21 protein-coding genes and 1 pseudogene are annotated in these 24,771 nt (G+C 62.5%); 14 read left to right on the forward strand and 8 right to left on the reverse strand.

Annotated features, from left to right (window positions below; genetic code table 11):
* Positions 1–3: 3 nt before the first annotated feature.
* From bioD to ACEN9H_RS30855, 6 genes are read right to left on the reverse strand one after another with little or no spacing between them, the layout of a single operon-like run.
* Complete coding sequence (gene bioD, locus ACEN9H_RS30830) at positions 4–798, reverse strand: dethiobiotin synthase (protein ID WP_371770755.1); 795 nt, start codon at positions 796–798, stop codon at positions 4–6.
* The gene (gene bioF, locus ACEN9H_RS30835) at positions 795–1,982 is read right to left on the reverse strand and encodes an 8-amino-7-oxononanoate synthase (protein ID WP_413673201.1); all 1,188 of its coding nucleotides are present in this window, start codon (positions 1,980–1,982) and stop codon (positions 795–797) included. The genes bioD and bioF overlap by 4 nt, the downstream gene beginning before the upstream one ends.
* A gap of 2 nt (positions 1,983–1,984) precedes the next feature.
* Positions 1,985–3,328, reverse strand: a complete 1,344-nt coding sequence (gene bioA / locus ACEN9H_RS30840; RefSeq protein ID WP_413673202.1) for an adenosylmethionine--8-amino-7-oxononanoate transaminase — start codon at positions 3,326–3,328, stop codon at positions 1,985–1,987.
* A gap of 21 nt (positions 3,329–3,349) precedes the next feature.
* On the reverse strand, positions 3,350–4,135 hold the full coding sequence (locus ACEN9H_RS30845; RefSeq protein ID WP_413673203.1) for an enoyl-CoA hydratase/isomerase family protein: 786 nt from the start codon (positions 4,133–4,135) through the stop codon (positions 3,350–3,352).
* An 11-nt stretch (positions 4,136–4,146) separates the two neighbouring features.
* Positions 4,147–5,754, reverse strand: coding sequence for a carboxyl transferase domain-containing protein (locus ACEN9H_RS30850; protein WP_371763131.1), 1,608 nt, complete (start codon positions 5,752–5,754; stop codon positions 4,147–4,149).
* Between the two features lie 40 nt (positions 5,755–5,794).
* The gene (locus tag ACEN9H_RS30855) at positions 5,795–6,238 is read right to left on the reverse strand and encodes a YchJ family protein (RefSeq protein ID WP_413673204.1); all 444 of its coding nucleotides are present in this window, start codon (positions 6,236–6,238) and stop codon (positions 5,795–5,797) included.
* A gap of 276 nt (positions 6,239–6,514) precedes the next feature.
* On the opposite strand from ACEN9H_RS30855, the gene ACEN9H_RS30860 reads away from it, so the two are divergent.
* The 6 genes from ACEN9H_RS30860 to ACEN9H_RS30885 all read left to right on the forward strand — a co-directional run bounded on the left by ACEN9H_RS30860 (position 6,515) and on the right by ACEN9H_RS30885 (position 13,343).
* Positions 6,515–6,778: a hypothetical protein gene (locus tag ACEN9H_RS30860; protein ID WP_413673205.1), complete on the forward strand. Its 264-nt coding sequence runs from the start codon at positions 6,515–6,517 to the stop codon at positions 6,776–6,778.
* Positions 6,779–7,055: 277 nt separating this feature from the next.
* Positions 7,056–9,593 (forward strand): type VI secretion system Vgr family protein, encoded by a 2,538-nt coding sequence (locus ACEN9H_RS30865; protein WP_413673206.1) that lies wholly within the window; start codon positions 7,056–7,058, stop codon positions 9,591–9,593.
* Complete coding sequence (locus ACEN9H_RS30870) at positions 9,590–10,513, forward strand: DUF4123 domain-containing protein (protein WP_413673207.1); 924 nt, start codon at positions 9,590–9,592, stop codon at positions 10,511–10,513. The genes ACEN9H_RS30865 and ACEN9H_RS30870 overlap by 4 nt, the downstream gene beginning before the upstream one ends.
* Positions 10,514–10,599: 86 nt before the next feature.
* Positions 10,600–11,097: a hypothetical protein gene (locus tag ACEN9H_RS30875; RefSeq protein ID WP_413673208.1), complete on the forward strand. Its 498-nt coding sequence runs from the start codon at positions 10,600–10,602 to the stop codon at positions 11,095–11,097.
* Position 11,098: 1 nt separating this feature from the next.
* A complete protein-coding gene (locus tag ACEN9H_RS30880; RefSeq protein WP_413673209.1) occupies positions 11,099–13,075 on the forward strand; it encodes a T6SS phospholipase effector Tle1-like catalytic domain-containing protein in 1,977 nt (658 codons plus the stop codon).
* Between the two features lies 1 nt (position 13,076).
* Positions 13,077–13,343: a PAAR domain-containing protein gene (locus ACEN9H_RS30885; RefSeq protein WP_413673210.1), complete on the forward strand. Its 267-nt coding sequence runs from the start codon at positions 13,077–13,079 to the stop codon at positions 13,341–13,343.
* Between the two features lie 22 nt (positions 13,344–13,365).
* Here ACEN9H_RS30885 and ACEN9H_RS30890 read toward each other — a convergent pair whose 3' ends face one another.
* Entirely contained in the window at positions 13,366–14,598 is a 1,233-nt protein-coding gene (locus ACEN9H_RS30890; RefSeq protein WP_413673211.1) for a D-amino acid dehydrogenase, read from the reverse strand.
* Positions 14,599–14,698: 100 nt separating this feature from the next.
* Positions 14,699–15,994: a serine hydrolase domain-containing protein gene (locus ACEN9H_RS30895; protein ID WP_413673212.1), complete on the reverse strand. Its 1,296-nt coding sequence runs from the start codon at positions 15,992–15,994 to the stop codon at positions 14,699–14,701.
* Between the two features lie 175 nt (positions 15,995–16,169).
* On the opposite strand from ACEN9H_RS30895, the gene murQ reads away from it, so the two are divergent.
* The 8 genes and pseudogenes from murQ to ACEN9H_RS30935 all read left to right on the forward strand — a co-directional run bounded on the left by murQ (position 16,170) and on the right by ACEN9H_RS30935 (position 24,668).
* Positions 16,170–17,051, forward strand: coding sequence for an N-acetylmuramic acid 6-phosphate etherase (gene murQ / locus ACEN9H_RS30900; RefSeq protein WP_413673213.1), 882 nt, complete (start codon positions 16,170–16,172; stop codon positions 17,049–17,051).
* Positions 17,052–17,097: 46 nt separating this feature from the next.
* On the forward strand, positions 17,098–18,363 hold the full coding sequence (locus ACEN9H_RS30905; protein WP_413673214.1) for an MFS transporter: 1,266 nt from the start codon (positions 17,098–17,100) through the stop codon (positions 18,361–18,363).
* Positions 18,360–19,496: an acyltransferase family protein gene (locus ACEN9H_RS30910; RefSeq protein WP_413673215.1), complete on the forward strand. Its 1,137-nt coding sequence runs from the start codon at positions 18,360–18,362 to the stop codon at positions 19,494–19,496. Before ACEN9H_RS30905 ends, ACEN9H_RS30910 begins: the two co-directional genes overlap by 4 nt.
* Positions 19,497–19,565: 69 nt before the next feature.
* Positions 19,566–21,098 carry a family 10 glycosylhydrolase gene (locus tag ACEN9H_RS30915; protein WP_082577519.1) on the forward strand — a complete coding sequence of 511 codons (1,533 nt, stop codon included), beginning with the start codon at positions 19,566–19,568 and terminating at the stop codon, positions 21,096–21,098.
* A 73-nt stretch (positions 21,099–21,171) separates the two neighbouring features.
* Positions 21,172–22,128: an N-acetylglucosamine kinase gene (locus ACEN9H_RS30920; RefSeq protein ID WP_413673216.1), complete on the forward strand. Its 957-nt coding sequence runs from the start codon at positions 21,172–21,174 to the stop codon at positions 22,126–22,128.
* Positions 22,125–22,904, forward strand: a pseudogene (locus ACEN9H_RS30925) (N-acetylmuramoyl-L-alanine amidase); the annotation flags it as partial. The gene ACEN9H_RS30920 and the pseudogene ACEN9H_RS30925, both read left to right, overlap by 4 nt.
* 253 nt (positions 22,905–23,157) lie before the next feature.
* Positions 23,158–24,063, forward strand: a complete 906-nt coding sequence (locus ACEN9H_RS30930; RefSeq protein WP_371770744.1) for a LysR family transcriptional regulator — start codon at positions 23,158–23,160, stop codon at positions 24,061–24,063.
* On the forward strand, positions 24,060–24,668 hold the full coding sequence (locus ACEN9H_RS30935; protein ID WP_413673217.1) for a M15 family metallopeptidase: 609 nt from the start codon (positions 24,060–24,062) through the stop codon (positions 24,666–24,668). Before ACEN9H_RS30930 ends, ACEN9H_RS30935 begins: the two co-directional genes overlap by 4 nt.
* Positions 24,669–24,771 lie beyond the last annotated feature (103 nt).

Consider the following 24,771-nt stretch of genomic DNA (forward strand, 5'->3'; position numbering starts at 1 on the left):
TGGTCAGGCTCGCTTGGCCGGCCATCCGGGCAGGCTCGCGAGTTCGAGGTAAGTGGAGGCCTTGGCGGCCGTCGGTTCGTCCAGGCGCGGCACGCGGCCGAGCAGCGGGGCGGGCAGGCGGCGTTCGAGCTCCGCGACGTTGTCGATCGCGAAGCGCATGTCCGGGTCCACCTGGTTGGCGACCCAGCCCGCAAGCACGAGGCCGCGCGCGATGATCGCCTCGGCCGTCAGTAAAGCATGATTGATGCAGCCCAGGCGCATGCCGACGACGAGGACGACGGGCAACCCCAATTGTACGGCCAGATCGGCGCTGTCGAAATCTTCGGAGAACGGCACGCAGAAACCGCCCACGCCTTCGACGACGGTCGCGTCGGACGCGCCCAGGATCTCGGCATACGCCGTCAGGATGGGCACCGGTTCGATGGTCACGCCTTCCAGCGCGGCCGCGATGTGCGGGGCGCACGGTTCGCGCAGCATGTAGGGCGTCGTGATCGATTGCGGCAGCAGCACGTTGCCGGCCGCGCGCAGCATGGCCGCGTCGTCGTTGTGCAATTCTCCGTCGCGTTCCTCGGCACCGGCCGCGATGGGCTTCATGCCGCACGCACGCACGCCCTGGCGCACGAGTTTATGGAGGATGGCGCTGGAGATCAGCGTCTTGCCGATTTCCGTGTCCGTGCCCGTCACGAAGCAGGCGAAGCGCGTCGGCACGCCTTCCGCGGCGAGCGGCGCGGGGATGGTCAGCGGCACCGCGGCCGGTTCGGCCATGCCGACGGATTGTTCGGGCTCGTTCAGACTCATGCCCAGGTCCTTTCCAGCTGGTTGAGCGCAGTAATCAACTGCGCGACGTCTTGTTCGGTATGCGCGGCGGACAGCGTGACGCGCAGGCGCGCCGTCCCCACCGCCACGGTCGGCGGACGGATCGCCGGCACCCACAGCCCCTGCTCGTGCAGGCGGGCCGCGGCGGCCATCGCCTCGTCGTTGGCGCCGATGATGATGGGCTGGATCGCCGTCGTCGACACGGGACGCTGCCAGCGTTCCAGGCGCAGGCCGGCGTCCAGTTGCGCGATGCGCGCACGCAGGTCGGCGCGGCGTTTTTCACCTTCATCGCCCTCGATGATATCCACACTCGCGAGCAGCGCGTGCGCGAGCGCGGGCGCGGCGGCCGTCGTGTAGATGTACGGACGCGCGCGCTGGATCATCAGCTCGATCACGTCTTCGTGCGCGGCGATGAACGCGCCGCCCACGCCGGCCGCCTTGCCCAGCGTGCCGATGTAGACGAGGTGCGGCGAGCGCAGGTCGAAATGCTCCAGCGCGCCGCGGCCGTAATCGCCCAGGACGCCGAAGCCGTGCGCATCGTCGACGACGAGCCACGCGCCATAACGTTCGCACAGCGCGAGCAGCGCGGGCAGCGGGGCGAGGTCGCCGTCCATGCTGAACACGCTGTCCGTGACGACGATTTTGGTGGGCGCAGCGCTCGCCGCGAGCTTCTCTTCCAGCGCGGCCACGTCGCCGTGCGGGTACACGGTCACGCCCGCGCGCGCGAGGCGGGCGCCGTCGATCAGCGAGGCGTGGTTCAGCGCTTCCGAGAAGATCATCGCGTCGAGCGTACTGCCGAGCCCCGTCAGCACGGCGAGGTTCGCCATGTAGCCGGTGCAGAAGTACAGCGCGCGTGCGGATTCGAGGTGCGGCGCTTCGAACGCGGCGAGTCGTTCTTCCAGCAGCGCGTGCGCGCGGCTGTGGCCCGACACGAGGTGCGACGCGCCGCTGCCGGCGCCATACAGGCGCGCGCCCTCGCGCAGCGCTTCCACGACGCGCGGGTGCGCGGCGAGGCCCAGGTAATCGTTGCTGCAGAACGCGAGCAGGTCGCGGCCGTCGACGACCTGGCGCGGCGCGCAGGGCGTCTCCGCCGTGCGCCGGTGGCGGGTCAGGCTGTGGCTTGCCAGCTCGTCCAGCTGGGCGCGGACTTTATCCATCAAGTTCATCGTCACTCCGCGATCACCGATTCGAACACCTTGCGCGTGCGCGCGGCGAGGCCCACGATCTCTTCCTCGTCCAGCACGTACGGCGGCATCATGTACACGGTGCGCCCGATGGGCCGCAGCAGTAACTCGTTTTCCACGGCGCTCGTGAAGAAGCGGCGTGCGAAGGTCGAGGCGCGCTGCGTGTCCGGCTCGACCGCGTCGAACGCGAGAATCATGCCGCGCTGGCGGAAGTTGGTCACGCGCTTGTGGTCCAGCAGCGGCGCCAGTTCCAGCATCAGGCGCGTGGCCGTCTCGCGGTTCTTGTTCAATACGTCGTCGTCCTGGAAGATCTGCAGCGTGGCCAGCGCGGCGCGGCAGGCCAGCGCGTTGCCCGTGTACGAGTGCGAGTGCAGGAAGCCGCGCGTGATGTCCTCGCTGTAGAACGCCTCATAGACCTTGTCGGTGGTGAGGACGAGCGACAGCGGCAGATAGCCGCCGCTGATGCCCTTCGACAGGCACATGAAGTCCGGCCAGATCGCCGCCTGTTCGCATGCGAAGAACGTGCCGGTGCGGCCGCAGCCGACCGCGATCTCGTCGGCGATCAGGTGCACGTGGTATTTGTCGCACAGCTCGCGCAGGCGCTGCAGGTACAGCGGGTCGTGCATCGCCATGCCCGTCGCGCACTGCACGAGCGGCTCGACGATGATGGCGGCGATCTTGTCGCCCTGTTCCGCGAACAGCGCTTCGACATCCTTCGCGGCACGCAGCGCGACATCCTGCGCGGACTCGCCGTCGACGGCGTTGCGCGCATCGGGCGACGACACGGTCCGCGCGGCGCGCAGCAGCGGGCCGTACGCATCCTTGAACAGCGCGACGTCCGTCACGCCCAGCGCGCCGACGGTCTCGCCGTGATAGGAGCCCTGCAGGCAGACGAATTCCTGCTTGCCCGCATAGCCCGCGTTGCGCCAGTAATGGAAGCTCATTTTCAGCGCGATCTCGACGGCCGATGCGCCGTCGGATGCGTAGAACGCGTGACCCAGCTGCTGGCCCGTCAGCGCGGCCAGCTGTTCCGACAACTCGATCACCGGTTCATGCGTAAAACCCGCGAGCATCGCGTGTTCGAGCTTGTCCAGCTGGTCTTTCAACGCCGCGTTGATGCGCGGATTGGCGTGGCCGAACAGATTGACCCACCACGAACTGATGCCGTCCAGGTAGCGCCGGCCTTCATGGTCGTACAGCCATGGCCCCTTGGCGTGGCTGACGGCGATCAGCGGCACCTCTTCGTGGTGCTGCATTTGCGTGCATGGATGCCAGACGCTGCGCAGGCTGCGCGCGATCCAGTCGGAGGAGGTGGTGGTGGGTTTCAATCTACGTCCTGTTTGGTCTAGCTAGTCCAGCCATGAAGGCCGGCGTTTTTCGAGAAATGAGGCGACGCCCTCGCGTCCTTCGAGCGACGCGCGGATGACCGCGATGCGGTTGGCCGTGTCTTCCAGCAGCGCCTCCGTGACGGGTTCGCCCGCGATCTCGCGCACGAGCTTTTTCGCTTCGCGCACGGCGTTCGGGCTGTTGTTGGCCAGCGCCTGCACGATGCCGGCGACCTTCGTGTCGAGGTCCGCGGCCGGCACGATTTCGTGCACGAAGCCGATGCGGTGGGCTTCCTTCGCGTCGAAGCGTTCGGCCGTGAGGAAGTAGCGGCGCGCGGCCTGCTCGCCCATCGCCTTGATCACGTATGGCGAGATCGTCGCGGGGATCAAGCCAAGCTTCACTTCGGACAGGCAGAAGTTCGCGGTGTCGACGCTGACGACGACGTCGCACGCGGCCACCAGGCCCATGCCGCCGGCGTAGCAGTCGCCCTGGACTTTCGCCACGACAGGCTTCGGGCAGATATAAATGGTGCGCAGCATGTCGGCGAGGCGCATGGCGTCGGCACGGTTTTCGCTGTCCGAATAACCGGCCATCTTCTTCATCCAGTTCAGGTCCGCGCCGGCGCAGAACGCGGGACCGTGCGCGGCCAGCACGATGGCGCGTACGAGCTCATTGCGTCCCAGTTCGTCGAAGGCGAGTGCCAGTTCGGCGATGCTTTGTTCGTTGAACGCGTTGCGCAGGTCGGGGCGGTTCAGCGTGACGTGGCCGATGCGGTCGGTGATGGCGACGGTGAGGGTCTGGTAGTCCATGTCTTGTCTCCTCACATGCGGAACACGCCGAACTTCGTGTCCTCGATCGGCGCGTTCAGCGCGGCCGAGAGGCCCAGGCCCAGCACCATGCGCGTATCGGCCGGATCGATCACGCCGTCGTCCCACAGGCGCGCGGTGGCGTAATACGGGTGGCCCTGGTGTTCGTACTGTTCCTTGATCGGCTGCTTGAATGCGGCTTCCTCGTCCGCGCTCCACTGGCCGCCGCGTGCCTCGATGCCGTCGCGCTTGACGGTCGCCAGCACCGACGCCGCCTGGTCGCCGCCCATCACGGAAATGCGCGCATTGGGCCACATCCACAGGAAGCGCGGAGAAAAGGCGCGGCCGCACATGCCGTAGTTGCCGGCGCCGAACGAGCCGCCGATGATCACGGTGAACTTGGGCACCGACGCCGTCGCGACCGCAGTGACCATCTTGGCGCCGTTGCGGGCGATGCCTTCGTTTTCGTATTTGCGGCCGACCATGAAGCCAGTGATGTTCTGCAGGAAGACGAGCGGGATTTTTCTCTGGCAGCACAGCTCGATGAAGTGCGTGCCCTTCAGCGCGGATTCCGAGAACAGGATACCGTTGTTGGCGATGATCCCGACCTTCATGCCGAAGATGTGGGCGAAACCGCAAACGAGCGTCGTGCCGTATCTCGCCTTGAATTCGTCGAACTCGCTGCCGTCGACAATGCGCGCGATGACTTCGCGCACGTCGAACGGTTTGCGGGTGTCGACAGGAATGACGCCGTACAGCTCTTCCGGCGCGTATTTCGGCTCGATGCTTTCCCGCAGCGCACCCTGCCGGGGCTTGGTGCGGTTCAGGTTCGAGACGATCGTGCGCGCGAGCGCCAGCGCGTGCGTGTCGTCCTGCGCCAGATGGTCGGCCACGCCGGACAGGCGCGTGTGGACGTCGCCGCCGCCGAGATCCTCGGCCGTGACGACTTCGCCCGTCGCCGCCTTCACGAGCGGCGGGCCGCCCAGGAAGATCGTGCCCTGTTCCTTGACGATGATGGATTCGTCGCTCATCGCCGGCACGTACGCGCCGCCCGCCGTGCAGGAGCCCATCACGACGGCGATCTGCGGGATGCCCTTCGATGACAGGTTGGCCTGGTTATAGAAGATGCGGCCGAAGTGGTCGCGGTCGGGGAACACGTCGTCCTGGTTCGGCAGGTTGGCGCCGCCCGAGTCGACGAGGTAGATGCAGGGCAGATTGTTCTGCTCGGCGATCTCCTGCGCGCGCAGGTGCTTTTTGACCGTCATCGGGTAGTACGTCCCGCCCTTGACGGTGGCGTCGTTACAGACGATCACGCATTCCTGGCCCGCGACGCGGCCGATGCCCGTGATGATGCCGGCAGCGGGCGCCGCATCGTCGTACATCGCGTACGCGGCCATCTGGGAGAATTCGAGGAACGGGGTGCCCGGATCGAGCAGCATCTGCACGCGCTCGCGCGGCAGCAGCTTGCCACGCGCGACATGCTTGGCGCACGCGGCTTCGCCGCCCCCCTTGGCGACCTGCGCCACCTTGGCGCGCAAGTCGTCGACGAGGGTTTGCATGGCGGCGGCGTTGGCTTTGAAATCTTCGCTGCGCGGGTTGAGTTTCGTGTCGATCTGGGGCATCGGATCCTGTCTCCTGCTGTTCGCGGCTTGTGGCGCGGTTTTATTCAGGGAAACTGCCGTCCACATAGAACCACCGCATCTTGCCACCCACGGCAGGGTCCGGCTCGCGCACGAACCGGCTGACTTCATGCAACCGGTGAGCGCGGCCGTGGACCTTGAAGCGGGCGACGAATTCGACGGTGTCTTCGTTGGGTTGTTCCGGCAGGTCTGCTTTACGTTGACGTAAACGTAAAGCAGATTTTATCTCAAGTCCGAGCCACTGCACCTTTTGGTTTGGGTCGATGATGGGTTCCGCTGGCAGCGTGCTGGGGTGCCAGGTCGCGCGCAGGTAGGCTTCGTCCCGCATCACGAAGGCCGTGTAGCGGGAACGCATCAACGCCTCGGCCGTTGGCGGCAGTTCCGCGCCGGCGATGAACGGGCCGCAGCAGCGCATGATCGACGGGCCGCCGCAAGGACAGGGGAGAGGCTTATCAGGAGTAGGCATGGCGGCAATTATCCGCCATTTCCGGGGGCTGGGTGAGCGATGCTGCCGTGCGGGATAACGGCAGATGGAATGCAGTTAATGCATCTGTGCAGATCTTTTGCCGAAAATAAATGAACTGCTCATTAAATGGGCGAAGAAATTTTTTGTTTCTGGGTACCTTCGATGGCTGTTCAACAAGTTTTCCCTGCGATCGGGTCGAAAAGTGGTGCAAGAATGGCACAACGTGGTCTAACGATTATATATTGACAACGTTCTGATGCCTCGAAGGAGACCGTGATGACCACGATTCGCAAGATCGTCTTTGCCGCTGCGCTGTTGAACATGCTGGCCACGGCCATAGCGGCGGAAGTCACGGTCGAGAAAGACGTGCCGCAGCGCGCGAAGGCGCGTTTTTTCGAGCGCGTGCAGGCGGGGGAACTCGCTGATGCTGTTGCGCATCGCGGGCAGGCGATCGACGTCAAGCCGGGCAAATATCATCTGCGCGTGCCTTGCGACAGCATGAAGCCGGGGAGTTTTGTTGGATATCACCGTTACCATTGACGATGGTAGCAAGACGTGGCTGCGGTTGCAGGAGTGTGGGGTGCGGGTCCATAGTTACTAAAGTTTGGCTTACCCCGCAGCGCTAATCTTTTCTAAATTCCCGGTGAGAGGCATTTAGCCGCGGATGTGAGCGTCGTCAAAGCGTATCCGGAGCAATCATTTAAATTTGCTCGGCTCATCGTTGCCATATCGAATTGTTTCCGATGAGTTTAATCTTTCTGTAAAGCATCATTATCGATAATTTGTCGATGGGTGAGTTGAACAGGAGTCGGATCATATGAATGACTCGAGGCAGCTGGCAGACAGGTTGTTTGGAAAAATCGGCCAGGAAAGACGGCTGCTGAAGCTGGACACTCCCTTGGGAGCCAACACCTTACTTCCACAGCGAGCCCATGGTGTTGACCGCATCAGCGAAGGTTTTGATTACACCGTGGATCTACTGTCGCTGAACTCTGATATCGAGCTCAAGCAGCTTATCGCCCAAGAAGTTACCCTTTGGACGTTGCAGACTGATGCCAGCTATCTGCCGGTGCATGGATACGTGCATACTGCCAGAAAGCTTGGCAGCGATGGCGAGCTGACTGCGTACCAGATAGGTTTTTCGAGCTGTTTTCACTTTCTTAAATTTCGAAAAGACGCACGCATCTGGCAGGATAAAAATGCCGAGGAGATCATCTCGACCGTGTTAAACGGTCATCCTCAATGTCGCGGCCATTTCAGATTCAAACTGAACCAGACGGCGCGGTCTCGCTCCTATTGCACACAGTACGAAACAGACTGGCACTTCGTCATGCGCATGATGGAGAGCGAAGGCTGGTACGGGTATATCGAGCAAGCGCCGGACGGTCGGGGCCACGAGTGGATCATCACCGATTCCGTGTACAGTCTGAGGCCGCTTCAGCCCGAAGAGATCGCCTTCCATCGAGCTGGCATTAGCGACGAGATCAACAAGATTGTCCAGTGGGGCGCGGCACGCACGCTCCTGAACAGCCAGCTTTCAACGAGGACTTTCGACTATAAAGCGCCGCGCAATAATAACGGGAATGGCATGCAGATTTTTCCGGACCACGGCTGCATACCGTCACAGCTGGAGGTCTACGAATATACTGGCGCCTACACGAGCTCGGGAGTAGCACATAGCACCGACCAGTCGCGAATCCGCGTGCAGGAGTGGGAGTCCCGTGCCAAACGCTTTTTCGGCACTTCAGGTGTACGTCATTTGCCAGTAGGCAGATGGTTCACGCTCACCAACCACCCGGGCCATAAAAACACTGCCGATGAGGACCGTCAGTTCGTTATTTTAAATGTTGAGTGGTCTATCGAAAACAACTTGCCCGTGTCCAAGACGCAGAAAGAGTTTTCGGACAGTCTAAAAGGCCAGTTGCTCAAATTTGCGACAGAAGCAGGGCTTGCGGACCTTCAAAATGCAGTGTTGGCTGCAGAGAATAGCCGCACCGGTCACTGTTTTAATCGTTTCGAGGTGCAACGCCGTATCGTCGAATACCGCAGCCCGTTCATCCACGCAAAGCCGTCGATGCATGCGCAGACTGCGACCGTTGTGGGCCCTGCCGCTGAAGAAATCTATACCGATAACCTGAACCGGGTGAAAGTGCGCTTTCATTGGGACCGGCTCAATCCTGGTGACGAAAAGGCGTCCTGCTGGGTACGTGTCAGCTATCCAAATGCAGGCGATGGATGGGGCGCCGTTCACGTTCCGCGCATCGGCCAAGAAGTGATCATCACCTTCCTCGATGGGGACGCGGACCGACCGATCATTACAGGACGGATCTACAACGGCGAGCAGGCACCGCATTGGCATAGCAACGGCTGCCTGTCCGGTTACAAATCAAAAGAATACAAAGGCGCCGGCTTCAACCAACTGGTCATGGATGACACATCCGAACAGAACCGGGCGCAACTGTTCAGCAGTCATGCGAATGCGCAGCTCAGTCTCGGCTACCTGATTGGCCAACAGGGAAACTATCGGGCTGGTTTTTACGGCTCTGGTTTTGCGCTCAACTCAGATGCCTACGGGGCCATTACGGCGCAACAGGGCCTGTACATCAGCACTTACGGCCGGCCAGGTCCGAAAGGTTCGCAACTGGATGTCCGCGAGGCGCACGATCAGATGAAAGAAGCGCAGGAGCTGACGAAAAATTTGTCGGACGTCGCAGAGAAATCCAATGCCGAGCCGCTGCCAGGACAGGAAGCACTCCAGAAATTCGTCGACGCAACTCAGGCGCAATACAGCGGGCCAGGTCAAGAGGAGGCCAATCGTTTTGTCGATCCCTTGCTACTCATTGCCTCTCCTGCCGGCATCGGGTTAAGCACGCCCAAAAGCACTCACATTCACAGCAGCGACCAGACGACGATGTCGTCAGGCGCCGACACTAACTTGGCTGTGGGCAAAAGCCTCGTTGCCAGCATTAAGGAAAAAATCAGCCTGTTCGCCTACAACGCCGGCATTAAGCTGTTTGCTGCCAAAGGAAAAGTCGAAATGCAGGCCCAAAATGGGGATATAGATATTATTGCGGAGAAGGTGTTACGGATCCTGTCGGCCACCGACAGGATCGAAATCTTCGCAAAAAAGGAAGTCGTGATCGGCGCCGACGGTTCGGCGATCAAGATCAATGGCTTCGGGATTACCGATATGACAAGCGGTAAACGCATCAGTCACACTTCCGATTTCTCCGTGCCTGGGCCAAAGACCATGGCTTACTCACTGCCGACGCTTCCCAAGGAAGTTTGTTTGGAATGCCTGAAAAAACGTGCGAAGCAGCGAAGCGCTTTCGTCAACAAGGGAGCCCAGCAATGAAGATCGATCCGCTGGAAGTAGCTAACTTCGAATCGAATTTGGCGAGTGCCTTTGATAACCAAGAGCTTACTTGCTACGCAATCGTCGACAAGGCGCAAGACAGGTCACTGCTCCAGAAATGCGAAAAACATGACATCGGCGTGCGTAGCAAATGTCTGCTGCCAGCAGCGCTGGATTCCGACATCGAGGACTACGCCCCACATTTGCTGGAACTCTCACTACTTGCCGCTGACGCAGACATCTGGCCGGATATTCTTCGCAGCGGAGCCCAGCATCCGGCAAGTTTTACGTTGCTGGCCAGCCGACTTTCCTTCGACACGGTATGGGACCATTTGGCAGCATTTAGCGAGGTCCTCCTGCCCGACGATACTGACATGATCCTCGCGTTTTGGGATCCTGCAGTGCTTGGGACTTTGACTGGGCAAGCAAGCGATCTCACCTTGCACGTGCCGGCGCCGGTACTGAGCGAGCGGCAGCGCTCGCGTCTGCTGCATGGGATATCGGCGTGGTGGTATTGGGACCGCGACGGCAATCCTCAACAAATACTGCCGAGGGATAACGCCGAGGCGGCCGCTGGGGACTTGGTCAGCTTGCCGCTCAAACTCACGCAAGTGCAAGTGGACATGCTTGTAGAGGCTGGCGTTCCCGACCAGCTACTGGCGATGGTAATCGAAAACCAGTCGCAGCTGCTTTGGGATGTTCCGGTCTCGCAGCACTATAGGACGATCGAAAAGCATCTCCTGAGTGCGCGGAAACTAAAACTCTTCGGCATGCGCGATATTTTGAACTATATCTGTGCAGCGTTAATTTATGGTGATTTGCTTCAGACTGATTCCACGATCCTCGCATTGCTGGAAAAAGTCAAGGCAGGCGTAATCAGTCTTGACGCTGCAACCAAACAATTTCCAGATGCAGAATAGGAAAGGTTTAAGGCCTGTCTAAAAAATTCCCAATTAGCCACTGTACGCAATGTTAAGTTAGACAAACAAAGGATAAGGCCAATTTAATGAGCGAATGGAAAGTAAAACATATTACTGGAAAAAAATCATTGCCGCTAGCTCGTAGGCGAGGTGCGCTTGGATTGCTTGGATTAGGATTTTTAGTGCCGCTAGTAGCATGCGGTCGAGAAGGGAGGAAAATGCGGGACTATGTCATGCTAGACGTCGAAATGTTTTCGTATGTTGATCGGGTCATTGTTGATATTATTTTCGACGGCACTGACCTTGGGGTAATGAATAAGTATGGTGGCACTGGATTAATCACGGGCGTACGCATTCCTTTTGGAGTCCAAACGCTGACTTATACCTTAGGTGGACCAGAGGGCGTTATTCGCGAGAATAAGAAAATTAGAAATACATTGGCAGTTTCGCCCGGCCAGATTTCAAAAGATGCACAATATGCAGGACTGCATCTCTACCCAGATAATACTGCAGAGATTATATTTTCGGAATCGATGCCCGAACGGACCGTTCGTGGCAGAACAATAATGGACGCCAGGAAATAATATGAGGAAGTGCGAAAAATTGACAGCTGCTGCAAGCTCCAATCGTGATGCGCCTACGGCAAAGCCAAGTCCAAAACAGAATTGCGCAGATGTAGTTAATATCAGCATCTTCTTTGATGGAACTGGAAATAACAAGGAAGTCGACGAGCCCTTGCTAAGATGGAGCAATCCTGCTCGTATATGGCGCGCAACACAGCTTTTAGTCGGTGAGAATAGTTCGAATTATGCTATCTATATTGCTGGTGTAGGGACTCCTTTTAATGGATCGGCAACAGATTGGATGGACCAAAAAATGATGTCACTCCAGGACACTGAAGTGTTAGGTCTTGGTTCGGGCGCGGGCGGAACACGCAGGATGGATTATGGCGAAGTAAGAGTTAACGCACGTTTACGCACAGTGCTATCCCAAAGCGCCGCGAAATTAAATATTTCATTATCGCCTTATATTGAGAAAGGAAAACCTGCGAATATTAAAGCCCTTGCCAATGCTCTAGAGGGACATGGTCTCATCACCATCATTAATCTTTCAATTTTTGGCTTTTCGCGCGGCGCTGCACTAGCCCGTGCTTTCAGTAACGAAATGGCAAGGCAATCCACGCGTGGATCAGACGGGGTACTTCGCTATAACGGCGTCCCTATTCGTTTTAATTTTATGGGCTTGTTCGATACGGTTGCGTCTTTCGGTGTGGCAGCAAGAAACGTCGATATGCCATTCGATGAGAAAGACTTAGTAGTCTCGCCTGTAGTGGACCGCTGTGTTCACTATATTGCAGCTCATGAATTGCGTTTTTCGTTTCCAGTAGACCTTATTCGAAAAGATGGCAAGCTCATGCCGAATTGGACTGAAACCGCTTATCCCGGAGCGCATTCCGATGTTGGGGGAGGGTATGAGCCGATCTGTCAGGGGATTACGAACAATTATGCTCGAATTCCGATGCGAGATATGATGCGTGAAGCCATAAAGAGCGGAGTTCGGCTTGTTGACTACGATGATATCAAGAAATTTGATAAGGAACTTTTTGAACTGCGATTTGAGATTAAACTGGACACTCTGGTAGCCTACGCAAAATATATGAATGCAATAGGTTCGCATGAAGCCGTGGAGCAAGCTGTTAATGCCCATATGAGGGCTCTATATTCTGCTTGGGGTACGATGACTCGACGAAAAATTAAAACGCCGGACCTCATTGAGGCAGAGGGGCGAGGTGGTGTCTTCAAGAATTTAGGTCATCAGGGCATTGCTCGAGAGGCTGCAGTTTTTTTAGCTGTGGAAGAGATCGATCAAGCCGTTCGAAACAATGCTCCACTGAACCTTCCCCCGCGCGCGCTGAACGTAGAAGGCAGAATGAATGGATTTCTTGTCCGGCCGGCGAAATGGCGGCTGGATGCCTGGCAAGCGACCGCGTCGGAACTAGTGCTTTATTTTATACAACATCACGTACACGATTCCAAGGCCGGCTTTCTGCATGCTGTCGAGCCGTTCAGCTATTTCACAGCGCGTGGTACGGCTGAATCGTCACGAAACGTGCTGGCTCGCGGGCTGGACTGGATGGATGACGCCGTCACCGCTATCAAAAACGGTGTTATCAAGGTGTATCACTGTGCAGAGGGCGTTGTTGTCGAGACCTGGGAAGACGGCAAGCTTATGGCAACGCATACGTACCGGGTCGGAGAAAAGTTTGTTGTCGACACCGTTCACGCAGGGGTTAAGTACACGGTCGAGGTTTATCAGAGCGGCAAAGAGGTACTGATCTCAACGGTAAAGAGGGGCGAGCAAATGGTCATCACGTCGATTGATCTGGCCAAGAAGCAGGCCAGTGCTGCTGCGGCGGCAACCCAGAAAAAAGTGAGCGAAGTCGGTAGCCAAATTTACGACGGTGCCTCGGGCGTTGCCAAAAGTGTTGGGCAAGCGGTGGACACCGGTATGCAGGCAGTAGAAGGTGGTTGGCATTCCGTACGCTCTGCAATTGGTATCTGAAATGGCGCTCCCAATCATCCGGCTCGGCGATAAAACGACGCATGGTGGTACTGTGATCACCGCATCACCGATTCATACTCTGCGCGGCATTGGCATCGCACGCATGGGCGATAAGGTTACGTGCCCCTTACCGGGACATGGCACCAACGAGATCATCGAAGGATGTCCAGTGTTCAGCATCGGTGGGAGGAGCGTGGCGTTGCATGGACATAAAACCGCATGCGGCTGCTCGCTGATCGCCAGCCTTGTGGATGCTACCCAAGGATAGCGAGCATATCATCCGTTTGGGCTTAACCCAGCGTCAACCCATCCAGCCCAAACGGCGGCGCCTTCCCGCGCATGAGGTCCGCCAGCAAACTCGCGGTGCCGCAAGCAAACGTGAACCCAAGCGGCCCATGCCCCACGTTCAGCCATAGATTGGAGTACGGCGTGGCGCCAATGATCGGCGCGCTGTTCGGCGTCGCCGGCCGCAGCCCGGCCCACGGGGTGATCTGGGTGTAGTCGGCCGCACGCGGCATCGTCTCTTTCACCTGACGCGTGAGGCTGTCCAGCCGATGAGCGTTCAGGCTCAGGTCTTCGCCCACCATGTCGACCATGGCCGCCACGCGCAGCTTGTCCCCGATACGCGCATACAGCACCTTGCGTTCGAAGTCGGTCACACTGATCTCGGGCGCGACATCGTCCAGGCGGATGGGTGCCGTCAGGCTGTAGCCCTTCAGCGGGTAGATCGGCAACGACAGCCCCGCCGATTCCCCAAGCATGCGGCTCTGCATGCCGGCCGCAAGCACATACGCGTCGGCCGACAGCACCCCGTCCGACGTCTGCACGCCGGCGATCCGGCCGCCGCCAGTGACGAAGCGCAAAGCCTCGCCATGCACGAACCCCGAGAAGCGCGGATGCGCCGCGATACGTTCGGCCAGCGCAACACAGAACGCGTAGCAATCCGCCACCGCTTCGCCGCCGTTGTAGATCCCGCCCGCGAGCTTGTTTTCCATCGCGGCCAGCGCGGGTTCGTGCGCGACGCATTCGGAAGCATCCCACACGTCGCCGGCATTCGGTTTCGCGGCCGCCGCGTCGAAAGCGGCGCGCGTGCGGTAGACGACGAGCTTGCCCGCGTCGCGCCATGCGAACGCGTCCAGCGGCACGACGGGTGCCAGCGCGGCCATTGCCTGGCGCGACAGTTCGCCCAGTTGTAGCAGCTTGTTCGTCGTCTTGCGATTCAGGTCGGCGCGGCAGTTGGCAAGGAAGGCGGCCAGCCAGCGCCACTGGTGCGCGTCGAATTGCGGGCGGAAGCGCAACGGGCCGTGTTCCTGGAACAGCCATTTCAAGGCCTTCAGCGGCACGCCGGCATCCGCCAGCGGCGACACGTAGCGGTAGCTCAGTTGCCCGCCGTTGCTGTAGCTCGTGCCGGTGCCCACGCCCGGTGCGCGTTCCAGCAGCGTGACCCGGTAGCCGGCTTCGAGGAGCCACCATGCCGAGGTCAGGCCGACGACGCCGCCGCCGATGACGATTACTTGTTGCATCCGTGCACGCTTTTGATCATGGACATGCTGGGAAGCTTAAGGGGCCGGCCTGGCGCTCGGCTAATGAATGTAGAGCGGCCGGGCATAACCGGTGTTCATGTTATGCACTGTTGTTGGGCACGAGTTTGGGCGCAATCGCGCCCCAATACAGTGCGGTCAGTATGCGCTCCTGGAACCGCGCCAGCGACGAATACTTGCCCTTGTTGACGGGCGCGAACGGATCCGTCGACGTACCGCCCACCAGCACGATCATCCCGTTCCGGCGCTTCGGATCGAATGCGAATACGGACATCAGCCCGTACGCATCGCCCAGGTGCCCGACGGCCGGAAAGCCGCCACTTTCGACGAGCCTCGTCCCCGTTTCGTCCGGGAACTGTTCATTGCCGAGACCCCAGCAGTGAAACAGGCCATCCGATGTGTCGCCATTGCGGCCGTCATACGTCCATTGCCGACTGAACATCAGCGATAGTGTCGCCGGCTTCAACAGCTGCATGCCTTGCCCCATCAACATGCGCATCACGATCCCCATGTCGCGCGCACTGATGCGCAGGCCGCCTGTCGGGCTGAACGGCGTCGCGTTCGTGCCGATGACATAACGGTCGATGGCAACAGGCGGCTTCACGCTGTAGTCGTCAGCCTGGGCGATCCACGGGCCTGCCCGATCCCACACCTCCGTGTCGACCGTGCGCTTGCGGTACAGCGTGGCCAGATTGGCCAGCGCCTTGGGCGGCAGTTCAGAAGGGAGATAGCCTGCCTGCAAACCCAACGGCTCGATCAGCAGGCGCCGCATCAGGCGGTCGAAGCGTTCGCCCGTCACACGTTCCATCACGGTGCCGATGACGCCCCAGCCGAGGTTGCAGTACGTGAAGTAGGCGCCCGGGCCCGCGTTGGCTGCAAACATCCGGGAGTCGATCACATCCTTCAGCGCGACGTCCGCGCCCCACGAATAGCCGGCATCGTCGCGCAGCGAGGACGTGTGCGTGAGCAGGTGGCGCAGGGTAATCAACTGGTCGGGGAAATGGGGATTGCGCAACGTAAAACCGAGGTAGCCGGAGACGTCCGCGTCCAGGCTGACCTTGCCGTCTTCGAGCAGGCGCATCAGCCCGAGCGTCGTCATCATCTTCGAGATCGACGCGATGCGGAACAGCGTATCCGGCCCGACGGGCTTGTCCGGCAGACCGTCGTGCCCGATGAAGCGCCGACCGGATTGATACGCATAGCTGACCTGCCCGGCGCGGATCGCCAGCACGGACAGGCTCGCCAGCTCGCAGGCCGGATCCGCGGCGATGGCGGCGAGTTCCCTGTCCAACCGGCGCGGCGGCGCCGCCAGCAACGGTCCGGTGGCACCGAGCAAGCCCATGCCAAGCAACAAACGCCGCGCTCTGTTCATCGTCATCCCCATTTCACCCATATGCAGGCGAGAATACGGACTGATCCCGCGCCGGGCAAATACTGCGATGTCAATCCCGCATAACTTTTCGGAATGATAACGGCCGATCCTTTCATGACAGCCCCGGCGGCATCGGTATTACACTGGTCATGTCCGCACATCCAGGTCGAACAACAACGCGATGCTGAACACCGAAACCCCCGCCCCGCAACACGCGTCCCTCGATCAATATCCCACCGCCGAGCTGGTCAACGTGCTCGTCGACGACCAGTACAAGGCCGTCGATGCCGTGCGTGCCGCCGCGCCGCGCATCGCCGCGGCCGTCACCGCCGCGTTGCCCCGGATGGAGCGGGGTGGGCGCCTCGTGTATGTGGGCGCCGGAACGTCCGGCCGGCTGGGCGTGCTGGACAGCGTCGAGCTATACCCGACCTTCTCCTGGCCGCACGACCGGGCCGTCGCGCTGCTGGCCGGCGGGACGGATGCGATGTTCGTCGCCGTCGAAGGTGCCGAGGACGACGTCGACCAGGGCGCGGCCGATATCCGCAACGCGAACGTGGGGCCGGACGATGTCGTGCTGGCCCTCGCCGCTTCGGGCGCGACACCGTATGTGCTGGGCGCCCTGCGCGCCGCGCGCGCGGCCGGGGCGCTGACGATCGGCTTCGCCAACAATCCGGAGGCGCCCGTCGCCGGCGAGGCCGAGATCGGCGTCACGCTGGACACCGGCCCGGAAGCCATCTCCGGCAGCACGCGCCTGAAGGCGGGCACGTCGCAGAAGATCGCGCTGAACACCTTCTCCAGCGCTTTGATGGTGCGTTTGAACAAGGTTTATGGCAACCTGATGGTAGACTTGAAGGCGACCAACGCCAAGCTGGTCCGCCGAGCCATCCGCCTGACGTCGTTCGCGACCGGGGCCGACGAGGAGGCGGCCCGCGCGGTGCTGGCGCAGTGCGACTTCCATGTCAAGGTCGCGATCGTGGCCTTGTCCAAGAACATCCCTGTCGAGCAGGCGCGTGCCCTGCTGGAGAGCGCGCGCGGCAGCGTGCGCGCCGCCCTGGCCGGCTGACGCGGCGCGGGCCCCAGCAACGCCCGCCGGCCGACGACGAAAGAACATGCAGACTACGCAATCCAAGAACCCGTGGCTGTGGGTGCCCTCGCTGTATTTCGGCCAGGCCATCCCCTACATCGTCGCCAACAGCCTGTCCGTCATCATGTACAAGGACATGGGGCTGTCCAACACCGACATCGCCTTTTATACGAGCCTGCTGTACCTGCCCTGGGTGATCAAGCCGCTGTGGTCGCCGGTCGTCGACCTGTTCGGCACCAAGCGCGGCTGGACGGTGTCTCTGCAACTGGTGCTGGCCGCCGCGTTGGGGGCCGTCGGCGGGACACTCCACCTACCGTCGTTCTTCATGATCAGCCTGGCCGTCATGTGGGTGATGGCATTCGCATCCGCCACGCACGACATTTCCGCCGACGGCTTCTACATGCTGGGCCTGCGCCAGCAGCAGCAGGCCGCTTATGTCGGCGTGCGCTCGACGTTTTACCGGCTTGCCACCCTGGCCGCGCAGGGACCGCTCGTGATCCTGGCCGGCCATCTCTCGACATCGCTGGGCGACGTGCACCAGGCGTGGAGCATCGTGTTCTTCGTGCTGTGCGGGCTGTTCTTCGCGCTCTGCGCATGGCACCAGGCCGTGCTGCCGCGGCCGGACACGGATCACCGGGCGGCAGAAGGGACCAATCCCCTCGCCAGCTTCTTCGCCACCTTCGCCAGCTTTTTCCGCAAGCGCGACATCTGGCTGATCCTCGGTTTTATTCTGACGTTCCGCCTGGGCGAATCGCAGCTGCTGAAGCTCGTCGCGCCGTTCCTCAAGGACCCGGTGAGCGCGGGCGGCCTGGGCCTCACGACCGAGCAGTACGGCACCGCGTACGGCACGGTCGGCATCATCGCGCTGACCATCGGCGGCCTGTTCGGCGGCTATCTGATCTCGCGCCTGGGCCTGAAACGCTGCCTGTGGCTGATGGTCCTGGCCGTGCACTTGCCGGACCTCGTGTTCGTGTACCTGTCGTCCGCGCAGCCGCAGAATTTCGGCGTCATCTGCGGTTTCCTCGCGATCGAGCAGTTCGGCTACGGCTTCGGTTTCACCGCCATGCTGATGTACATGATCATGGTGTCGGAAGGCCCGTACAAGACGGCCCATTACGCGATCTGCACGGGCCTGATGGCGCTCGGCATGATGGTGCCGGGCATGTGGAGCGGCAAGCTGCAGGAGATGATCGGCTACCAGCATTTCTTCGTCTGGACCTGCCTCGCGACGATCCCCGCCTTCGCGATGGCGGCATTGGTCAAGATCGATCCGGAGTTCGGCAAGAAGTGAACCATCAACGCCTCGTGTCGCTCGACGCCTTCCGCGGCTTTACCATTGCCGCGATGGTGCTGGTCAATAATCCGGGCGACTGGGGTCATCTGTACGGACCGCTGGAACACGCCAGGTGGAACGGCTGGACTTTTACGGACTGCATCTTCCCGTTCTTCCTGTTCATCGGCGGCGTGGCGATGGCCCTGTCGCTGGGCCGCCTGGCAGCAGCCGGTGCCGACCGTCCGCGCCTGCTCGCCAAGCTGGCCAGGCGCGCGCTGCTGATCTTCCTGATCGGCTTCCTGCTGAACTTCATGCCCTACTTCAATATCGACAAAGTGCGCATCCCCGGCGTGCTGCAGCGGATCGCGCTGTGCACCCTGCTGGCCGCACCCATCGTCGTGTACTGCGGCTGGCGCGCGCAACTGGCCATCATCGCGGGCGTGCTGGCGCTGTACAGCGTGCTGATGCTCTACGTTCCCGTGCCGGGCATCGGCGCCGGCGTGCTGGAGCCGGGACAGGACTTCGGCGCGTGGGTCGACCGCACGCTGCTGGGCAAGCACTTGTGGGTTCAGTCGAAGACGTGGGATCCGGAAGGCATCGTGTCCACCTTGCCCGCGCTGTGCAGCCAGTTGTTCGGCGTGCTGGCCGGGCGCTGGCTCGCGTCGAACGTGGACCGCACGCGGCAGGTGGCCGGCCTGGTGGTCGCCGGCATCGCGTGCGTCGCGATTGGGATGTTTCTCGATATCATTCTCATGCCGATCAACAAGAGCCTGTGGACACCGTCGTACTGCTTCCTGATGACCGGCCTGGCCTGCCTGGCATTTTCCGCATTCTATTGGCCGCTGGACGTGAGTCCGTCGTCCCGTGTACGTACGCTGGCGGCGCGCTGGACTCTTCCGTTCGTCATCTACGGCATGAACGCGCTGTTCATCTTTGCATTTTCCGGATTTGTCGCGAAAATGCTGGGCTATGTAAATTTCGCGCAGCCGGACGGCAGCCAGCACACGCTGGGGCAGGTGTTGTATGCGCCGATCGCCGCGTTGACGATCGGCGCCGTCAATACGTCGCTGCTGCATGCCGTGTTGTTCGATGCGTGCATGTTCCTCGTCGCGTGGGGCATGTGGCGCAAACGGTGGTTCGTCAAAGTCTAGGAGTTGGTGTTGCAACCTGATCAAAAACGACGCGCATTCGCGTTCGCGGGAGTCGCCGGTGCGCTGGCGATGGGAGGCCTCATGTCGGGCTGCAGTTCGACGCCTCCGCTGGTGAGCAACGTCCCCGCCGGCGATGAGCCGCCGCCCGCCCCGCGTGAATTCCGGGCCGCATGGGTGTCGACCGTCGCCAACATCGACTGGCCCAGCAAGCCGAACCTCTCCGCCGACAAGCAGCAGGCCGAAGCCATCGCCATCCTCGACCGCGCCAAGGCGCTGAACCTGAATGCCATCGTGCTGCAGGTGCGCCCGTCCGCGGACGCCATCTATCCGTCCAAGCTGGAACCGTGGTCGGAATACCTGACGGGCCTGCAGGGCCAGGCGCCGCAGCCATGGTACGACCCGCTGAAATTCTGGGTCACGCAGGCGCACGCGCGCGGGCTCGAGCTGCACGCGTGGTTCAACCCGTATCGCGCCCGCCACAACGGCGCCCGCTCGCCGGCCGCGCCGAACCACATCACGCGCACGAATCCTGCCGCCGTCAAGACCTACGGTAAATACCAGTGGATGGACCCGGGCGAGGAAGCCGCCGTCAAGCAGACGCTGGACGTCGTGCTCGACGTCGTGCGCCGCTACGACATCGACGGCGTCCACATCGACGATTATTTTTATCCGTACCCGATCGAGGCCCCGACGGCGACCGGCGCGGAAGGCGCCGCGCTGGAAGGCCGCACCGCGAAGGCCGAGCTGGATTTTCCGGACGAGCCGGCGTGGCAGCGCTACCTGGCCGGCGGCGGGCGGCTCGATCGCGCGTCGTGGCGGCGCCAGAACGTCAACCGCCTGATCGAGGCCATGTACGAGGGCATCCACCGCGAGAAGAGCTGGGTGCGCTTCGGCATCAGCCCGTTCGGCCTGGGCCGGCCGGACCGCCGCCCGCGCGGCATCGTCGGCTTTTCGCAGTACGACAAGCTGTATGCGGACGCCGAGACGTGGCTGCAAAATGGCTGGCTCGATTATTTCTCGCCGCAGTTGTACTGGGGCATCCGCCAGCCGGGCCAGGCGTACGACGTCCTGCTGGACTACTGGCTGACGCAGAATCCAAAAGGCCGCCACGTGTGGCCGGGCCTGTTCACGAGCCGCATCGGCGCGCCGACGAAGGAGTATCCGCCGCAGGAAATCCTCGACCAGATCGACCACACGCGATCTCGTCCGAGCGCGAATGGCCACGTGCACTTCAGCATGGCGCCGCTGATGGAAAACCGCAAAGGGATCAGCGACCAGCTACGCGCCGTGTCCTATCCCGGACCCGCGCTCGTGCCCGCCACACCATGGCTCGGCAACGAAGGGCCGGGCGCGCCGTCCGTCGCGGCCGTGCGCAAGGGCCCGTCCGTGTACCTGAAACTCGCGGCCGGCAAGGCCAACGCGATGTACGCGATCTGGTCGCGCTTCGGCAACCAGTGGCGCTTCGCCGTGGCGCCCGCGTCGCGCGTGGACTGGGCCGTGCCGGACGATGCGAAGCTGGGCGCGGCGGATGCCGTCGTCGTCAGCGCCGTCGACCGCCTGGGCAACGAGAGTCCCAGGATCGAAGCCTGGCGCAAGGCATAACCTTGGGTCATGCATCGCACGCCACCATTCATTCGCCCGATGAGCGCCTGACGGCGTACACTGGCGGGTGATCATGATCGATTCGCAACCCGAACCTATACCGCCGAGTCCGGCTGGCAGCCTGGGACTCGGCATCGACGCCGGCGGCACCGAGACGCGCTGGGCCCTTGCCGCGCCCGGCGGCGCCATCGTGGCCGAGGGCCGCGTCGCCGGCCTGTCCGCGCTGCAGATGGGCACGCCGCACGGCCGCGACACGGTCCGCGCCACCTTCGCCGAACTGGCGACGCAAGCCCTCGTGCACGGCGTGCCGGGCAGGGTGGAAGCGGGCCTGACGGGCTTCGGCGGCGACAGCGAACTGCTGCAGCGCTGGCTCGCGGAAGAGCTGCACCTCGATCCGGCCCGCATCCACTTCTGCAGCGACATGGAGATCGCCTACCGCGCCAGCTTCGCGCCGGGCGAAGGCTATCTCGTGTACGCGGGCACGGGCTCCATCGGTGCCTTCGTGGACTCCCACGGCCAGTTCCACCGTGCGGGCGGCCGCGGCGTCGTGCTGGACGATGGCGGCGGCGGCTTCTGGATCGCGAAGGAAGCGCTGCGCCACGTCTGGCGCCTCGAAGACGAGCGGCCCGGCAGCTGGGAATCGTCGCCGCTGGCGCAGGCCGTGTTCGACTACGTCGGCGGCGCCGACTGGGCATATTCGCGCCAGTTCATCTATGGCCAGGAACGGGGCGCCGTCGGCAAGCTGGCGCTCGCGGTGGCCGCGACGGCCGATAAGGATCCCGTCGCAGCCGACATCCTGCGCGCGGCCGGCCGCGAACTCGCGCGCCTCGCGCTGGCGCTGACGGGGCGCTTCGGACCGCGTCCCGTCGCCGTGTCCGGGCGGGCGGCGGAGCTGCATCCGCTGATCGTCGACACCATGCGCGCGACGCTGCCCGGCATCGCCTTGACACAGACCCCGGGCCAGGCCCATCACGCGGCGGCGCGCATGGCGCTCGCTGCCGATCCACTCAACCCCATGACATCGACATGAAGACACTCGTCGCGACCCTGCTTCTCGCCCTGCTGGCCGGCTGCGCCACGCCGCCTCCATCCGGACCGCAATACGACCACACGTACACGGCCAAGGGCCAGGCCAGCCGCGTACGTTTCCTCGTGCTGCACTACACCGCCCAGAACTTCCCGGAATCGCTCAGGATCCTGACCCAGCAGGAAGTCAGTGCCCATTACCTCGTGACCGCCGATCCGGTTCCCGTCATCTACAACCTCGTCGACGAAAAAAACGCGGCCTGGCATGCGGGTAATTCGAGCTGGAAGAACTTCACGCAACTGAACAACAGCTCGATCGGCATCGAGATCGTCAACCTGGGCTGGAAGGACACGCCGACCGGCCGCGTCTACGCACCGTTCCCGCAAGCGCAGATCGACGCGCTGATCCCGCTCGTGCGCGACATCGTCACGCGCCACCACATCGCGCCGGAAAACGTGCTGGGCCACTCCGACATCGCCCCGCTGCGCAAGCAGGACCCGGGCCCGATGTTCCCGTGGCGGCAGCTCGCGGCCGCCGGCCTCGTCGCGTGGCCAAATGCCGACCGCGTCGCCATGCTCGTGCCGATCTTCCAGGTGCAATTGCCGGACATCGCGTGGTACCAGAAGAAGCTGGCGACGTGGGGCTACGGCCTCGTGCAGTCGGGCGTGCTCGACGAGCAGACGCGCACCGTGCTGTCGGCATTCCAGATGAAATACCGTCCGGCCAACATCGACGGCAATCCTGACGTCGAGACGGCCGCGCTGCTGGAAGCGCTGACGAACCCGAGCGGTCCGCTGCCGCAGCCGTTGCCGGCGCCGGTCATTACGGCGCCCGTCATCACGCCGGATGTGACGCCGATACCGCCCGCGCCGCCGGCACCTCCGGAACCGCCGCAACCGCCGCAACCGCCGCAACCGCCGGTGCCGCCGGTGCCGCCGGTACCGCCGCAGCCGCCGGTACCGCCGCAGCCGCCGGTACCGCCGCAGCCGCCGGTGCCGCCCGCGCCTGTGCAGCAGTGACCAGGTATTGACGATGCGCCTGCGCCATATCGAAGTCTTCCACGCCATCATGCAGGTCGGCACCATCAGCGGCGCCGCGCAGGTCCTGCACATCTCGCAGCCGGCCGTGACGAAAGTCCTGCAGCACGCCGAGCTGCAGCTGGGCATGCCGCTGTTCGAGCGCGTGCGCGGCAAGCTGATCCCGAAGCCGGAAGCGCACCGCCTGTTCGCCGAGACCGAAAAGCTGAACCGCGACCTGCAGGGCATCCGCCGCCTGGCCGCGAGCCTGAAAAACCGCGCCGAGGAAACCGTGCGGCTCGTCTCCACGCCGACGATCGCCGTCTCCGTGCTGCCCGCCGCGCTGACCGTGTGGCGCCGCGATTTCGCGCAGACCCGCTGCGAGCTCGCCACGTTCCACACGAGCGAGATCGTGAACGCGTTGCGTCTCGGCGAGGCCGACCTGGCGCTGTCGCTGCAGGATCCGCGCCACCCCGGCATCGAAGCGGAGCCGATCGCGCAGGGCGCGCTGATGGTGATGGCGCCGGCCGGCACGTGGACCGACGCGGAGTGCGCGCAAGCGATCACGCCGTCCGGTCTCAGCGGCGAGTTGATCGGCCTGGCCGACCGTGACCCGCTCGGCGAAATGGTCGTGGCCGCATGCGAGGCGCAGGACGTGCACCCGGTCTTTCGCACCGTCGTGCAGACGTACCAGATCGCGAGATCTCTCGTCGAGGCGGGTGCGGGTACGGCGGTGCTCGATCCGTTCACGGCCGCGTCCGCGGCGCCGGGCAAGGTGCAGTGCCGCCCGTGGGCGCCGACGATCCCCGTCCAGCTGTACCTGCTGACGGCCAGCCACGCGCCGCTGTCGCACGGCGCGCGCGAACTGGCCATGTGCATCGGCGCCACGGCGCGCAATCTGTTGGATAAGGGATGTTCATGAATACCATCGCCAGCGAGGACGTCGCCGGCCACCCCGAGTTCCGCCACCTGTCGACCATCGCCGGTATCGCCGTCGACCTGCGCTACGCGACCCCGAACAATTTCGTGGGCCGCGATTTGTACTCTCCCTACGATTGCGCCTGGCTGCACCGCGACGCGGCGTGTGCGCTGGAGCGCGTCGTCGCGTGGCTGAAGGCGCGACGCCCCGGCTGCACGCCGCTCGTGCTGGACGCCCTGCGTCCGCAGCGCGTCCAGCAGCAACTATGGGATGCGCTGGCCGGTACCGATTTGCAGATGTATCTCGCGCATCCGCAGCGCGGCTCGATCCACTCGTTCGGGATGGCGCTGGACATCACCATCCTCGACGAGGACGGCCGCGAACTCGACATGGGCACTGGCTTCGACGACATGACGGAACTGTCGCATCCCGCGCTGGAAGCCCGCTTCCTGGCCAGCGGTGAATTGTCGGCGGAGCAGGTGGCCAACCGGCAATTGCTGCGCGACGCCATGTTCCAGGCCGGTTTCGTCGGCATCAACACGGAGTGGTGGCATTTCGATTGCGGCGACCGCAACCTCGTGCGTCAGACTTTCCGCCGCGTGCTCTGACCCCGTCGCACGGTGCTGTCGCGCCACGCTGACGGCACCCGTGCACGCTTGAGCAAGCTCATTCTCCTGCATTTCTCCGCCGGGACAATCGGTCCACTGACCC

This window comes from Massilia cellulosiltytica, from assembly GCF_047325105.1.
In the GTDB taxonomy this organism is placed as follows: domain Bacteria; phylum Pseudomonadota; class Gammaproteobacteria; order Burkholderiales; family Burkholderiaceae_D; genus Telluria; species Telluria orientalis.